The organism is Bacillus manliponensis (assembly GCF_000712595.1).
GTDB lineage: Bacteria > Bacillota > Bacilli > Bacillales > Bacillaceae_G > Bacillus_A > Bacillus_A manliponensis.
In genome coordinates, this window is the sequence record NZ_JOTN01000003.1 from 44369 (window position 1) to 59128 (window position 14760).

The window sequence follows — 14760 nt, forward strand, 5'->3', positions numbered from 1 at the left end:
TTTATGTAAAAGGAAGGAATTCTAAAAATCCCCCTCTTGTACAAGATTAAGAGAGAGATTTTTTATAACGTAAACTAATTTGTTTTTTCTATTTGGTATGTTTTTTGAACTTTCAATAGGCGCATAAGAAGGAAAAACGCACCAAATGCTAATCCTAAAATAAGGCCAATCCAATAACCTTTTGCAGCAAAATCTGTATACGTAGCGAAGATGTATCCAAGTGGTAAACCAATTATCCAGTAGGCGATAAGGGTTGCAATTAGCGCTACATTTACATCTTTATAACCACGAAGCGCACCTTGGACTGGTGTTGCGATGGCATCAGAAATTTGAAATAAAATTGCAAACACTAAAAATTGCTTTGCCAAGTGATGCACTGCTTCATCTTTTGTATAAATAGAAGCGATATAATCATCAAAGAAGAATAGTAAAACGGAATATAATAGTGCAAATACTAGAGCGATACTAATTCCGATAAAGCTATATTGCTTTGCTGCTTCATAACGAGAGGCACCAACCTCAAACCCAACGGCAATCGTCATTGCCATCGCTAAACTAAGCGGTGTCATATATAAAAGGGAAGCGAAGTTTAAGGCAACTTGATGAGCGGCAATTGTTGTTGTATCAAAATTACTCATCATTAATGTAACTGCAGCAAAAATACTCGTTTCAAAAAAGATAGCGAATCCAATAGGAATGCCGAGTTTTAATAAGCTTTTCCAGCTTGTAATAGAAATTTTGTATAGACGCTGAAAGACACCGTAAGAAGAAAATGGTTCTTTCGTACGGATAATGAATATCGTGATGAATAAAATGCACCAATATGTTGCGGTAGAAGCGATTGCTGCTCCAACTCCGCCAAGCTTTGGAAATCCTAAATTACCGAAAATAAAGATGTAATTTAAGATGATATTAATGGGTAAAGAGAGTAATGTAATAATCATCGTTGTTCTTGTTTTTCCTAATGCATCGATAAAACAACGTAAAACAGTGTATACAAATAACGGAATGATACCAAGGGCGATCACACTTAAAAATTGAGAAGCGATTTGCTCTACTGGTTGTTCTAAATTCATAAAGTGTAAAATTGGCGATACGACTAAAAATCCAATGCCAATAACGATTATACTTACAAAAACTGCTAAATATACAGCTTGCGTTACGATATTTGGTACCTTTTCTTTTTGCATGGAACCAACGAGCTGAGCAACAATGGGTGTCGTTGCCATTAAAATTCCTGTTAGACCTGTGCTAACTGGAATCCAAATGCTTGTGCCAATTGCAACTCCTGCCAAATCAATTGAACTTGCGTGTCCTGACATTGTTGTATCAAAGAAGCTCATAGCAAATAAGGACATTTGTGTAACAAAAATTGGGAAGAAAAGTTGTATAAATTGCTTAATCTTTTGCGAAAGTGATGTTGTTTCTTTCATGTTTACTCCTTTCCGAATACAAATGCGAACTTATTCATCATACTATTGAATGACAAATTAAAAAAGAGGCATACGTATTATGTTATTTATCCCGCTATTTGCCGGGCTGTAAGACTCCCACCTTAAAATTTGAGAAAAAGCGAAGAAGTTTAGGTGGGAGAGTAACAGCCTGTAAAAGCCCGATTCGTTCAACTAACACTCAGTGGGGGATGAAGCCCCCACTGAGTGAAGTTTCACTTTATGTAAAGTTTTCGAAAATACGATGCGGATTTTTGAAGAATGCTGTATGATAAGAAAGTAAAATGTATTGAAAGTATTGAGGAGGCAGCACTATGGCTGATTGGTTAATCGGTTTAATCATGGGAGCTGTTGAAGGATTGACTGAGTTTTTACCAGTATCATCAACAGGACATATGATTTTAACAGGACATTTAATTGGATTTGAAGGAGAAAAAGCGAAAACATTTGAGGTTTTCGTACAATTAGGATCTATTTTAGCGGTAGTCGTTTTATTTTGGAAACGATTATGGTCATTAGTAGGTATTGGGAAAGTAACAGAAGGACCTTCTTTAAATTTATTACACATTATTATTGGAATGATTCCTGCTAGTATACTTGGATTTTTATTCCATGATCAGATTAAAGAAATTTTATTTGGTCCAGGGCCAGTTGTTATTAGTTTAGTTGCTGGTGGTATTTTAATGATCATTGCAGAGAAGTTTTCAAAGCCGAGTACAGCACAAACATTAGATGACATTACGTATAAACAAGCATTTGCAATTGGCATGTTCCAATGTTTAGCACTATGGCCTGGTTTTTCACGTTCAGGTTCTACAATTAGTGGTGGCTTATTAGCTCGTGTATCACATAAAGCAGCAGCTGAATATACATTTATTCTGGCAGTGCCGATGATGCTTGGCGCAACAGGTTTAGATTTAATTAAAAACTGGGATATATTAAGTTCAGCTGATATACCGTTATTTGCAACTGGATTTATTACAGCATTTGTTGTTGCGATGCTTGCAATTGTTTCATTCTTAAAATTGTTAGCACGTGTAAAGCTAACACCATTTGCATACTATCGTTTCGCGCTTGCAGCGTTATTTTATTTCTTTGTTATGAATTAAGCAAAAAAACTGCCAATCGGCAGTTTTTTTATTTTACAATCTTTTCAAGCATGTTTTCCATGACATGTTCCCAAATAGAAGAATCAGAAGCTAATGTTTGACGGAAGCTTGCATACATCGCCTTTTGCTTTTCCTCAAACTCGGAATCATCTTTCTCAGGAAGTGTAGCACGTAATGATGTGACAAGTTCTTGTACTTGCGGAGCACGTGGTCCCCAAACAGCTTGTTCCTTTCCATTTTCATCAATAAAAATAAAAATTGGAATTGCGCGCGCTGTACCGTTCGTTAAATATTGATCCATCAGCTCTAAATTCTCATCACGAATAAGGAGGCTCATTTCAATATTGGCAACTTCACAAATGCGTTTCATAACCGGAACGCAAAGAAGTGCATCACCGCACCAATCTGCTGTTAAAACGATAACACGCCAGTTATCACTTTGGCGTTCTTCTAAAACAGGAAGAAGCTCATTTGGAATTAGAAAATTGTTATAAATGTGAAGTAATTCATATTGATTTACCGTCATTTTCTCGACATATGTATTAAAGGACATGCCTTTTTCAAACCATTGTTGCAATGTCATATTGAACACCTCATTTTGTGTTTTTTCTCTATATATTTTAACACATACGAAGGTATTTTGATATTTGGAAAGCTTGAGGCGATAGTTATAAAAATCGAAAAATGAACTCACATCGTTCTTTTGTTGAAACATTGCGCGTGGCAGTCAAAGGCCCTGACCGTTACAATGTATGGCCAGGTGCTCTATCCAATAAAAAAAGAGTGCATAATCTTTGCACTCTTTTTATTGCTGAAGTGAATTTCAGCACATTTGAAAACAACCTTTATCATTCATTTCCAAATACAAAGATAAGCATACATGTTGAAAATAAGAAAGTGACAAAATAGAAAAAGTGCGTTAAAATTATTTATAATGTTTTTATTTAACTTTATTAACTAAATGGAGGATGTAACAATGTCCAATAATCGTGAACAATTAATGGAAGATTTATCAATCAACTTTTTTGCGATGTTTCGTACACTGCGTAACGACTTAGGGAAAATTTTTGAGGATTATATCCCGTTAAATGAGTTTCTAGTATTACGTGTGTTAGGAAAAAATGAAAAGGAAATGGTATCTCGCGTTGCAAGTGAATTGCACGTATCGAATAGTCATATTACAGCTGTTTCGGAGAAGTTAATAAAGAAAGAATTTGTAACACGTTCACGTTCTACAACGGATCGCCGCGTTGTATATTTAGAGATTACTGAAAAAGGAAAAGAATTAGTAGCAGAAATGGAGAGGCAAAAGAAAATATATTTGAAACAAAAATTTTCTACTTTATCTGATTCTGAAATTGAGGCGATGATTTCTATTTCTAGTAAGCTAATGTAAATGAAAGAACAGATTGTTTTAGAAAGTAGAGGGGGCATCGTATGGAACATTTAGATAAGAGAAAAAAAATAATTATTATGATTTCCATTATGGCGGCCATGTTTTTCGCCTCTGTAAATCAAACAATTGTTGGGAATGCTTTACCGCGTATTATTTCAGAACTTGGCGGGATGGATTATTATAGCTGGGTATTTACTATTTATATGTTAACGTCAGCTGTGACAACGATTTTAGTTGGGCGTCTTTCTGATATGTATGGAAGGAAACCGTTTTTACTTACTGGTATTTTAATCTTTACAGTTGGTGCCTTTTTATCAGGAATGTCACAAGATATTTTTCAACTGATTACATACCGTGGTATTCAAGGACTAGGTGCAGGGATGATTATGTCTTCTTCGTTCTCAGCAGTAGGAGATTTATTTTCTCCAAGGGAGCGTGGAAAATGGAACGGTTTGATGGCTTCTGTATTTGGTTTATCTAGTGTGTTTGGTCCAACGATGGGTGGATATATTGTTGATCATTTTGATTGGCACTGGGTATTTTGGGTGTTCTTGCCGCTTGGAATCGTTGCCTTTTTATTAATTTGGATGTTATTTCCGAAAGTACAGAACAATGAGAAACAGTCTATTGATTACTTTGGTGCACTGTTCTTAACAGGTGCAATTGTTCCTATGTTACTTGCGTTTTCATGGGCTGGCACAAAATATGATTGGGCCTCGGTGGAGATTATCAGTTTATTTAGCGGAGCGATTGCATCTCTTATTGTTTTTATTTTGATTGAACGAAAAGTGAAAGCGCCAATTATCCCGCTACATTTATTTGAAAATAGTGCATTTGCAATTTCAAATCTTGTCGGTTTTACAATTGGAGTTGGAATGTTTGGTGCGGCAATGTACGTACCATTCTTTATTCAAGGTGTACTTGGATTTTCAGCTACGCATTCTAGTTTTCTTACAATGACATTGACGTTAAGTTTAGTGGTAGGTAGTATTATTAGCGGACAAATTACTTCAAGAACCGGGAAATATAAACACTTAGCTCTTGTTGGTTTAATCATTTCAACAATTGGAATGTTATTTTTAAGTCATTTAGAAGTAACGACGAGTCAATATGTATTAGTTGTTTATTTAATAGCAGTTGGTTTTGGTCTTGGTGTGGCGATGTCTATATTTACGCTCACAGTACAAAATGCGGTAGATTACAGTGTGTTAGGTGTAGCAACTGCTTCGTCTCAGCTGTTTCGCTCATTAGGTGGTACAGTTGGAGTTTCTATTATGAGCACAGTATTAAATACAAATATGGCATCTCGTATGGAAGAATTTTCGCAAAAGGCAAGTGGCTCATTCCAAGTTCCATCCGAGTATGCAGCACAATTTGCTGAGTTGAAAAACCCACAAATTTTGCTGGATTCGAAAGAATTAGATGCGATTCACCGTAGCTTCCCACCAGAGTTACAAGAAGTTTTTACAACAATTATTACGGATTTACGTGATGCGATGAATTATGCAATTTCTGGTGTGTTTTGGACAGGGTGTATCGTTATGTTTGTTGCTGTTATACTTACAGTGTTTTTAAAGGAAATTCCACTTAGAACAACGATAAAAGAAGAGCCTGTTAAGGAGAAGTCTTCGCTTTCATAAGCGAAGGCTTTTTGCGTATTTATAGGAAAGAAGTACATACTACTAATGAAGTGGGTTTCTAGAGACTATGAGAAGTTTCACTTTATTTCGATTGGTAAAGGTCTTATAGTCTACAAATAGCGGGATAAAATCATTAATAAGGAGCGTTCTATATGACAAATCGTAATGGTAGTAGAGGAAGCGGAAATCAAGGAGCACCGAAAAAAGGGCAATATCAACAAGAATTTGGTGCGGAGATTACAGTTGGTAATGATAATAAAGGAAAAGAGTATCGTTCTAAAAAAGGAAGTAAATCAAAAAAGGAGTGAGGGGGACCCTCACTCCTTTTTTGACTACAGAGTATAGATGATTTATCCCGTAAAAGCCCGATTGGTCGAGATAACACTCAGTGGGGATGAAGAAAACCCCTATTGAGTGAAGTTTCACTTTATGAAGCAGCTGAACTTTCTGCATTATGTTTCTCCTCTGATTTTGAAATAATCATTGCACATACCGCATCACCACAAATGTTAACGGCTGTTCGTGACATATCAAGAATGCGGTCAATACCGATAATGAGTGCAATTCCTTCAACAGGAAGATTTACTTGATTTAACACCATTGTTAACATAACAAGCCCAACACCTGGAACACCTGCTGTTCCAATACTTGCTAATACAGCTGTTAAAACAACCATTGCTAATTGCGTAATTGTTAAGTCAACGCCGTATACTTGTGCAATAAATACGGTTGCAACACCTTGCATAATAGCAGTACCATCCATGTTAATAGTTGCACCAAGTGGTTGAACGAAAGAGCTGATAGATTTGGAAACACCTAGCTTTTCCTGTGCTGTTTTCATAGCGAATGGAAGTGTTGCGTTTGAACTGGATGTACTAAAAGCGATTGCCATAACAGGGCCAAATAATTTTAGAAAACGGAAGAGACTTTCCTTCGCTAATAGTTTTAGTAAACCGCCGTATACAAAGATACCATGAATAAGAAGTGCTCCTATAACGAGAAGCATATATTTGAACATGAGTTCAATACTTTTCATTCCCATTGTTCCAACAGAAGATGCAAGTAAAGCAAATGCGCCAACTGGAGCTAATTTCATCACAAGATTTACAAGATACATCATCAGTTCATTACCTTGCTCTAGCAATGAATGAATACCTTGAACGCGTTTTCCAAGAATTGCTATACCAAGTCCGATGAAAACCGCGAATGCGATGATTTGGAGCATGTTACCGCTCGCAAATGCATTAGCTGGGTTGTCAGGTACGATGTTTAAGAGTGTATCAACAATGGTAGTTTCTGATTTTGGTCCTTCGTATTTAAGTCCTTCTGTTTTAAATCCTCCGCCTTCACCAGGTTTGAAAATGAGTGCGAGTGTAATAGCAATTGAAATGGCGATAGCTGTTGTTACTAAGAAAAAAGAAATCGCTTTCACACCGATGCGACCGAGTTGTTTCGGATCGCCGAGGCTAGCAGCCCCTAGAGCGATAGAAATGAATACGACAGGCACTACAAGCATTTTAATAAGGCGAATAAATAATTGCCCAAGCGGATACAGAAAATATTCATTTAACGGTGTGAAAATAGAAGTTCCATTTAAAACAAGGCCGACAACTAATCCGAGAAGAAGCGCAAGTAGAATTGCTTTCGTTTGTTTCACTATATTCCCTCCTTAGTAAGATGATAGTTATCTGTTAATTGTACTAAATGGAAAAGAGATTTATCAATGTTTTCTGAAAATTTATAAAAAATTTTCTTAATATTCAGTTTTTGAAGTTGGCGAAAATCCTATACGTTTATTGTTTCATAAAAGCGTAAAGCATAAAAAAATAGCCACCTTTTCGGCAAGGTGGCTAGGAAGGGGGGGACAATATATGTCAATGTAAGTTAGGGATAGAAAGCTGTTCGAGACATTGGGGGTGTCTCAGTTATTAGGGAGGAACAGCTTTGATAGTTATAATATAAACGTACTGTGTGAAATCAGTGTGAACTTCAAGTGAAAGTGTAAGGAATTTTTCTTTTTTATAGATTTGTTTCGTTACATGTGGCTAAATTTTAAGTGGATGATATAGAAATAGGGGCGCATGAATTTTTTACTTAGTTTTCTTTTTAGAAAAAGTTGAAATTACATAGAAAAAGGATTATGCTCAACATTGTTATAATATGAATGATATAGTCAAGGAGCTACTAGTATGAAAACAACAAAGGAACGAGATTTGAATTATCGTTTTATAAAATTAAGTCCGCCTCAAATATTAGCGGTGGGATTTTTCTGTTTAATTGTTGTTGGTGGGTTATTATTAAAGTTACCATTTGCTACAAAAGAATCAATTACTTGGGTTGATGCATTTTTTACAGCTACTTCAGCTGCAACTGTTACTGGATTAGGAGTTGTTGATACGGGAAGTACATTTACAATCTTTGGTCAAATTGTCATTATGCTACTTATTCAAACAGGTGGACTTGGTCTTATGACAATTGCTATTTTAATCGTTTGGATACTCGGGAAAAAAATAGGATTACGTCATCGTCTTTTAATTGGAGAAGCATTAAATCAGACGCATATTGGTGGTTTAATAAAATTAGTAAAACGTGTGTTTATTTTTTCATTATGTATTGAATTAATTGGGGTTATCTTTCTAGCAATTCGTTTTATCCCGGAGTTTGGGGTTGCGAAAGGATTACATTATAGTATTTTTCATGTTGTTGCAGCTTACAACAACGCGGGTTTTGCACTTTGGCCAGATAATTTAACACGTTATGTTGGGGATCCAATTATAAACATCGGTATTTGTTCTTTAATTATTATTGGTGGTTTAGGATTTACAGTGTTAATTGATATATGGTATAGCAGAAGTTTTCGAAAGCTTTCCCTTCATTCAAAAATTATGATTATTGGTACGATTGTCATTACAATTATCTCTATTATCTTTATGTTTATATTAGAGTATGGGAATGCGAAAACGATGGGGTCTTTAACGTTGGGAGAAAAAGTATGGGCTGCTGTTTTCCAAGGAATTACACCTCGTACAGCTGGATTTAACACACTTGATTACGGAAGTATGGAAGAGTCTACATTGTTATTTACAATGATTCTTATGTTTATTGGAGCAGGAAGTGTGTCAACAGGTGGTGGAATTAAGTTAACAACTTTTGTGATTTTGATGGTAGCAGTTATTGCGTTTTTTAAGAAAAAAGAAAATGTAGTATTATTTCATCGTACTATCAAAACGACTACAATTACGCGAGCATTAGCAATTTTTGTAGCGAGCCAATTCTTGATTTTTAGCGCAGTTTTTATATTAATGCTTACGGAAAAGTTTAGTTTTATGGAATTATTGTTTGAAACAGTTTCAGCGTTTGGTACGGTTGGTCTATCAATGGGGATTACAGGGAAACTATCAGATATTGGGAAATGCATTATTATGTTTGTTATGTTTTGCGGATTAGTTGGGCCGCTAACTCTTGTGTTTTCACTTTCAAGACCGGGAAAACAAAAAGTTCGCTATCCATCGGAAGATGTATTTACAGGATAAGATATCTCGCAATAGCGAGATATCTTTTTTTTCGCTATTTACGAGGTGTAATATTTTATCCCGCTATTTGCGGGCTGTAAGACCCCTCCCTCAAAACTTAGAGGATTCAGAGAAGTTTAGGGGGGAGATTAACAGCCCGATTGGTCGGGCTAACACTCAGTGGAGAAACCTCCACTGAGTGAAGTTTCACTTTACTGATTGAGGTTTCACTTTAAGAAAAAAGAGAGAAAAATGCAGCGATAATAGACATGCGGAATAATAAAGCAAAGAGCGCCGTGATGCCTCCTACAATGGCAGCGATGCTTCCAGTTGTGGTAGCGCCTCTGTTATAAGCGTAAATACCAAGTAATACAGCTACAAGCCCAAATACAGTTGGAAATGCAAAGATAGAAAGGCCAGCAAGTGTAAGAGCAATGAAACCACCTGTTGATCCGGCTGCTTTTGCTGTTACTTCTTTCCGCTCGTCATAACGCTTATCAAAATGCATACGTGTAGGTGAAATTTCTGCTGCATATTCTTCGTCAAAAGCATTCTCTTTATTAGGTTGTTCATCAAACGTATTCTCTTTAATAGGTTGTTCGTCATATTTGTTTGTCATAGGGTGTGCTCCTTTCATGCAAGGTTTTATGAGTAGTATTGGTGTCTTTTTGTTTTTTTATAAAAATATTAGGTTGTAAAACTTGGTATGACTTCCTCTTTTTTGGATACGATAAAAAAGAATTGAGTAGGAAAAAGAGGTGTTTTAAGATGGCGCAACATCCAATTGAAAATTTAATGAAAACAGCAATGACAAATTTAAAGGAAATGGTTGATGTCAATAAAATCGTCGGAAAACCTGTTTCAACAACCGATGGAAACGTAATATTGACAGTTTCAAATGTTGCATTTGGATTTGGTGCAGGTGGTAGTGATTTTAAAGGAGAAGTGTCAAATACAAGTGCAGTGAAGACACATCAGAAAGAAGTTGTGCAATCAGCTCATCCATTTGGCGGGGGAAGTGGTGGAGGAGTTTCGATTAATCCAATCGCGTTTTTAGTCGTTGGGACAAATGGCGTGCAAGTTCTGCATTTACATAGTGGAACTCATCTTGTGGAAAAAGCATTAGATACAGTTCCAGTTGCTGTTCAAAAATTAACAAACGGCTCTTGACAGCAAACTTGCATTTAAAGGAAATTATGCTATATTAGTTAAAGTGTGTTTTTGAGAATACGTCATAATGAATAATGAGACAGCAAAAATAGAGACTCCACCACAGGGAAAAGGTGGATATACGAATATATACTATCTTGAAAAACAAAGGGAGAGGAAACTGTGATTAACATTAAAGACTTTGTTATTGGCTTATGTATGTTAGTGAGCGGATTTGTTGTATATGTTGTAAAAGACAAAGCGTCCTAAAGGGAAACAGACTTTTTACATGTCTGTTTATTTTCTAGAAAAACATTTGACAAATGTATAATTAAGTGATAGAATTCTAATTCGTGTCTCGGTTACAGCTAGTATAGATTGAATCTTACTTTTGAGCGTAGAGCGAATTATTTGCTAAAGATCGGGTGTAAGTGCCAGCAACTTTAGTGAATCGTGCTGAATAATCTATGTTTATAAGTGTGTACACATACTAGTGTATCAGGAGCGGTCATCGGAACCGTAATGATGAGAGAGAGGCAGGGCTTTCATCCAGTAATGTTACTTCCCGTTTGGTAAATATAAAGAATAGAAAAAGAGCTGTCACATAAGGTGAATTCCGACTATGTGGCAGCTCTTTTTTATCCCGCTATTTGCTATTTGCGGGCTGTAATACTCCCACCTCAAAACTTAGAGGATTCAGAGAAGTTTAGGTGGGAGATAAACAGCCCGTAAAAGCCCGATTGGTCGGGCTGACACTCAGTGGGGATGAAGAAAACCCCTACTGAGTGAAGTGTCACTTTATACAAGTGTAATGAGTAATTTATGTTTTGCATGTAAGTAAAAAGAGATATAGAAAAGATCCGCCTTGAAAAATACGGAAGTATTTTTAAGGCGGATCTTTTCTATATGAGTGCATAGTTTAGTCGTTATATACACCTGTTAACATTTGACTAACAAGTTGGTCATTAAATGTATCTTGTGCATCATATTCATATGCTTGTAAATCAAAAGAAGCTACGAATTCGTCATTTGTTGTTTCATCTGCTTTTTGTACTTCCACATGGTTTTTAAATTTAGATGCACCTTGTGTATCCATTTGATCGAAAAGTTGTAACATCTCCATAACTTCTTTTCTTGTTCCTTTAATTTGTACGCATCCCATAAAAACTCCTCCTTAGTTTGACAATTTGCTTTTTGAAAATAGAAATATGATTGCTTTGTTAAAAATATGATTGTTATTTTTATTCAATTTTATTTATGTTGTTTCATTTTGTTAATAAGACAAATGCATGAAACGACAAGATATGAATAAAAATGACTGTTTATTTGAATACAATAGATTCGCATCTTTTTTTACAAATCCTTCTCCTGCACAAATATTTTTAGTTAAAAAATTTGTCGAAAATATTTTTTCTATAATTTGTAAACGCTAACATTGTTGATATATCAGTATATTTAAGGAGGTTTATAAGTTTAAATATTATAAATTTTCTAAAAATTACCTTGATTTATTTGCAAAGGATAGTAAACTAGGAAACAATAAAAAAATTACAGGACATAGGAGGCGCTTTTCCGTGAACGAGCAATGGATTTTCTTAAATGGAGAATTTGTCCGAAAAGATGAAGCAAAAGTTTCTGTTTATGATCACGGTTTTTTATATGGAGATGGGGTGTTTGAGGGAATTCGTGTCTATAGCGGCAATGTTTTTCGTTTAAAAGAACATCTCACTCGCTTATATGAGTCAGCAAAATCCATTTTGTTAGAAATTCCATATACGTTAGAAGAAGTGACCGCAACTGTCTTAGAAACAATTCGCCGCAACCAATTAACGAATGGGTATATTCGTTTAGTTGTATCGCGAGGAGCTGGAAACTTAGGATTAGATCCTGACTCATGTATAAAGCCAAACGTTGTAATTATTGCAGAGCAGTTAGCACTATTTCCCGCTGAATATTATGAAAAAGGTATTCCTATTATTACAGTTGCGACGCGCCGAAATCGTCCAGATGTATTACCACCGCAAGTGAAGTCTTTAAATTATTTAAATAACATTTTAGTGCGTATTGAAGCGAAGTTAGCTGGTGTACAAGAAGCGCTTATGTTAAATGAACAAGGATATGTCGCTGAAGGATCTGGTGATAATGTCTTTATTATAAAAGGGAATAGACTCATTACACCACCAAGTTCTGCTGGAGCGTTAGAAGGAATTACGCGAAATGCAATTATGGAAATTGGTGAGAAACTTGGCTATGACGTGCGAGAAGAGTTATTTACACGTCATGATGTATATGTGGCAGATGAAGTGTTTCTAACAGGTACAGCAGCGGAAGTAATTGCCGTAACCAATGTTGATGGCAGAAAAATTGGTATTGGAAAACCTGGTCATCATACGAACTGCTTATTAGAAGAATTCCGTAAGCTAGTTGTTATGGATGGTGAAAAAGTTTACGAAGAAAATAAAGTGAGTTGATAGGAGATTAAGCCCATGCGAAGCAATATGATTAAACGAGGTATTGATCGAGCACCACATCGGAGTTTGTTACATGCAGCGGGTGTTCGAGAAGAAGATTTTGATAAACCATTTATTGCAATTTGTAATTCATATATTGATATTGTTCCAGGACATATTCATTTAAGACAACTCGCAGATGTTGCAAAAGCAGCGATTCGCGAAGCTGGTGGTGTTCCTTTTGAATTTAACACAATTGGTGTTGATGATGGGATTGCAATGGGACATATTGGAATGCGATATTCGTTACCAAGTCGTGAAATTATTGCAGATGCAGCGGAAACAGTTATTCAAGCACACTGGTTTGATGGTGTTATGTATATGCCAAACTGTGACAAAATTACACCTGGTATGTTGATGGCTTCCGTTCGTACGAATGTCCCAGCTGTTTTTGTATCCGGTGGTCCGATGGAAGCGGGAAAAGCCAAAGATGGTACCCCTCTTTCGTTAGCTTCTGTATTTGAAGGAGTTGGAGCCCATAAATCGGGGAAAATGAGTTTAGAACAACTCATTGAAATGGAACGTTCGGCATGTCCAACATGTGGTTCTTGTTCGGGGATGTTCACTGCAAATTCTATGAATACGATTATGGAAATGCTAGGTGTTGCATTGCCTGGAAATGGGACAATTGTAGCAACAAGTGAAGAACGGCATAATTTAATTCGCGAAGCAGCGTTTCATCTAATGGATTTAGTGGAAAAGGACATAAAGCCACGCGATATTATTACGAAAGAATCGATTGATGATGCATTTGCACTAGATATGGCAATGGGTGGCTCTACTAACACAGTGTTACATATGTTAGCGATTGCCTATGAAGCTGGAATTGAATATGATTTGCAACGTATTAATGATATTGCAAAGCGTGTTCCGTACTTAGCGAAAATTAGTCCTGCTTCACATTATTCTATGCATGATGTGCATGAAGCAGGTGGAGTGGCAGCCATTGTTCATGAATTAACAAAAATTCCAGGTGCTATTCATCCAGACCGTATTACAATCTCAGGAAAGACAATTTATGAGACGGTAAAAGACGGAAAAATTTTAGATGAAAAAGTAATTCGTTCTAAAGAAAACCCGTATCGTGCAACAGGTGGACTTTCCATCTTGTTTGGAAACTTAGCACCAAATGGCTCCGTGTTAAAGGTTGGTGGAGTAGATGAATCGATTGAAGTGTTTCACGGAGAGGCAATTTGTTTTAACTCTCATGATGAGGCTGTAGCAGCAATTCATAGTGGGATTGTGAAAGAAGGTCACGTTGTTGTCATCCGGTATGAAGGTCCAAAGGGAGGACCTGGGATGCCTGAAATGTTAGCCCCAACTTCAGCAATTGTAGGAAGGGGTCTTGGGAAGAAGGTAGCTTTAATTACCGATGGACGTTTTTCTGGTGCAACTAGAGGAATTGCAATTGGCCACGCGTCACCAGAAGCAGCAGAAGGTGGTCCGATAGCGTATGTTGAAGATGGTGATCCAATTGTTATTGATTTAATAAATGGAACAATACATTGGGAGATTTCTAATGAAGTACTAGAAGAACGAAAGAAATTATTCCATCCTCCAGAGCCAAAAGTGAAAAGCGGATATTTAGCACGTTATGCAAAGCTTGTGACTTCGGCAAATACAGGAGGAGTTATGAAAGTATAAAGCTACATTAATTTTGAAAAAGCGTTGATAGGGAGGAGTAGTTGATTGTGAAGCCTCACAGAGAGTCGGTGGTTGCTGGAAACCGATGGTTCACATTAACGAACATCGCCCTTGAGTGCCAAGCTGAAGCTATTGCGCCTAGGTTTGGACGGTGGCACCGTTATGAGCTAAACTCGTTTAGAGTTACTGAGGCAAGGAGTTTTTCTTGCGAAGAAGGGTGGTACCGCGAAATCTTTCGTCCCTTCAGCACATAGCTGGAGTGTGGGCGAAAGATTTTTTGGTTTTTTATTTCTGAAAATTTAATTTTCTTGTGGTTATGGAGAATTTGGACACATTGTACTTTCAAAGG

14 protein-coding genes and 1 other annotated feature are annotated in these 14760 nt (G+C 36.5%); of the genes, 9 read left to right on the forward strand and 5 right to left on the reverse strand.

The annotated features are described in order from the left end of the window. Positions 1–74: 74 nt before the first annotated feature. A complete protein-coding gene (locus tag BAMA_RS04255; RefSeq protein ID WP_034636423.1) occupies positions 75–1433 on the reverse strand; it encodes an MATE family efflux transporter in 1359 nt (452 codons plus the stop codon). 332 nt (positions 1434–1765) lie between these two features. Between BAMA_RS04255 and bacA the strand changes: the two genes are divergently transcribed. Further along, the gene (gene bacA, locus BAMA_RS04260) at positions 1766–2560 is read left to right on the forward strand and encodes an undecaprenyl-diphosphate phosphatase (protein WP_034636426.1); all 795 of its coding nucleotides are present in this window, start codon (positions 1766–1768) and stop codon (positions 2558–2560) included. 28 nt (positions 2561–2588) lie between these two features. On the opposite strand, the gene BAMA_RS04265 is transcribed toward bacA, so the two are convergent. Next, the gene (locus BAMA_RS04265) at positions 2589–3143 is read right to left on the reverse strand and encodes a thioredoxin family protein (protein WP_034636429.1); all 555 of its coding nucleotides are present in this window, start codon (positions 3141–3143) and stop codon (positions 2589–2591) included. Positions 3144–3536: 393 nt separating this feature from the next. Here BAMA_RS04265 and BAMA_RS04270 point away from each other — a divergent pair, with 393 nt between their 5' ends. The 3 genes from BAMA_RS04270 (at position 3537) to BAMA_RS04280 (ending at position 5904) form a co-directional block, all read left to right on the forward strand. Then, entirely contained in the window at positions 3537–3956 is a 420-nt protein-coding gene (locus BAMA_RS04270) for a MarR family winged helix-turn-helix transcriptional regulator (RefSeq protein ID WP_034636432.1), read from the forward strand. Positions 3957–3997: 41 nt separating this feature from the next. Beyond that, positions 3998–5596: an MDR family MFS transporter gene (locus BAMA_RS04275; protein WP_034636434.1), complete on the forward strand. Its 1599-nt coding sequence runs from the start codon at positions 3998–4000 to the stop codon at positions 5594–5596. A gap of 152 nt (positions 5597–5748) precedes the next feature. Then, positions 5749–5904 (forward strand): hypothetical protein, encoded by a 156-nt coding sequence (locus tag BAMA_RS04280; protein WP_034636437.1) that lies wholly within the window; start codon positions 5749–5751, stop codon positions 5902–5904. Between the two features lie 119 nt (positions 5905–6023). Here the strand turns inward: BAMA_RS04280 and BAMA_RS04285 are convergent, their stop codons facing one another. Next, entirely contained in the window at positions 6024–7253 is a 1230-nt protein-coding gene (locus BAMA_RS04285) for a dicarboxylate/amino acid:cation symporter (RefSeq protein WP_034636439.1), read from the reverse strand. A gap of 532 nt (positions 7254–7785) precedes the next feature. On the opposite strand from BAMA_RS04285, the gene BAMA_RS04290 reads away from it, so the two are divergent. Next, a complete protein-coding gene (locus BAMA_RS04290; protein WP_034636441.1) occupies positions 7786–9129 on the forward strand; it encodes a TrkH family potassium uptake protein in 1344 nt (447 codons plus the stop codon). Between the two features lie 211 nt (positions 9130–9340). Here BAMA_RS04290 and BAMA_RS04295 read toward each other — a convergent pair whose 3' ends face one another. Next, positions 9341–9745, reverse strand: a complete 405-nt coding sequence (locus BAMA_RS04295) for an imidazole glycerol phosphate synthase (protein WP_084157873.1) — start codon at positions 9743–9745, stop codon at positions 9341–9343. A 131-nt stretch (positions 9746–9876) separates the two neighbouring features. On the opposite strand from BAMA_RS04295, the gene ytfJ reads away from it, so the two are divergent. Together ytfJ and BAMA_RS04305 are read left to right on the forward strand one after the other, a co-directional pair. Then, complete coding sequence (gene ytfJ, locus BAMA_RS04300) at positions 9877–10278, forward strand: GerW family sporulation protein (RefSeq protein WP_034636445.1); 402 nt, start codon at positions 9877–9879, stop codon at positions 10276–10278. Positions 10279–10440: 162 nt separating this feature from the next. Beyond that, complete coding sequence (locus tag BAMA_RS04305; protein ID WP_034636447.1) at positions 10441–10527, forward strand: hypothetical protein; 87 nt, start codon at positions 10441–10443, stop codon at positions 10525–10527. 649 nt (positions 10528–11176) lie between these two features. Here BAMA_RS04305 and BAMA_RS04310 read toward each other — a convergent pair. Further along, positions 11177–11419 (reverse strand): DUF3911 family protein, encoded by a 243-nt coding sequence (locus tag BAMA_RS04310; RefSeq protein WP_034636449.1) that lies wholly within the window; start codon positions 11417–11419, stop codon positions 11177–11179. A 412-nt stretch (positions 11420–11831) separates the two neighbouring features. On the opposite strand from BAMA_RS04310, the gene ilvE reads away from it, so the two are divergent. Then, positions 11832–12728, forward strand: coding sequence for a branched-chain-amino-acid transaminase (ilvE, locus tag BAMA_RS04315; RefSeq protein ID WP_034636451.1), 897 nt, complete (start codon positions 11832–11834; stop codon positions 12726–12728). A 15-nt stretch (positions 12729–12743) separates the two neighbouring features. Further along, a complete protein-coding gene (gene ilvD, locus BAMA_RS04320; protein WP_034636453.1) occupies positions 12744–14411 on the forward strand; it encodes a dihydroxy-acid dehydratase in 1668 nt (555 codons plus the stop codon). Positions 14412–14426: 15 nt separating this feature from the next. Continuing rightward, positions 14427–14657: a binding site (T-box leader), on the forward strand. The last annotated feature ends 103 nt before the right edge of the window (positions 14658–14760 follow it).

What these genes read in the sequence shown, in the direction of transcription:
- BAMA_RS04255 (WP_034636423.1), bottom strand. Translation starts at nt 1,433, where the DNA reads ATGAAAGAAACAACATCACTTTCGCAAAAGATTAAGCAATTTATACAA.
- bacA (WP_034636426.1), top strand. Translation starts at nt 1,766, where the DNA reads ATGGCTGATTGGTTAATCGGTTTAATCATGGGAGCTGTTGAAGGATTG.
- BAMA_RS04265 (WP_034636429.1), bottom strand. Translation starts at nt 3,143, where the DNA reads ATGACATTGCAACAATGGTTTGAAAAAGGCATGTCCTTTAATACATAT.
- BAMA_RS04270 (WP_034636432.1), top strand. Translation starts at nt 3,537, where the DNA reads ATGTCCAATAATCGTGAACAATTAATGGAAGATTTATCAATCAACTTT.
- BAMA_RS04275 (WP_034636434.1), top strand. Translation starts at nt 3,998, where the DNA reads ATGGAACATTTAGATAAGAGAAAAAAAATAATTATTATGATTTCCATT.
- BAMA_RS04280 (WP_034636437.1), top strand. Translation starts at nt 5,749, where the DNA reads ATGACAAATCGTAATGGTAGTAGAGGAAGCGGAAATCAAGGAGCACCG.
- BAMA_RS04290 (WP_034636441.1), top strand. Translation starts at nt 7,786, where the DNA reads ATGAAAACAACAAAGGAACGAGATTTGAATTATCGTTTTATAAAATTA.
- BAMA_RS04295 (WP_084157873.1), bottom strand. Translation starts at nt 9,745, where the DNA reads ATGAAAGGAGCACACCCTATGACAAACAAATATGACGAACAACCTATT.
- ytfJ (WP_034636445.1), top strand. Translation starts at nt 9,877, where the DNA reads ATGGCGCAACATCCAATTGAAAATTTAATGAAAACAGCAATGACAAAT.
- BAMA_RS04310 (WP_034636449.1), bottom strand. Translation starts at nt 11,419, where the DNA reads ATGGGATGCGTACAAATTAAAGGAACAAGAAAAGAAGTTATGGAGATG.
- ilvD (WP_034636453.1), top strand. Translation starts at nt 12,744, where the DNA reads ATGCGAAGCAATATGATTAAACGAGGTATTGATCGAGCACCACATCGG.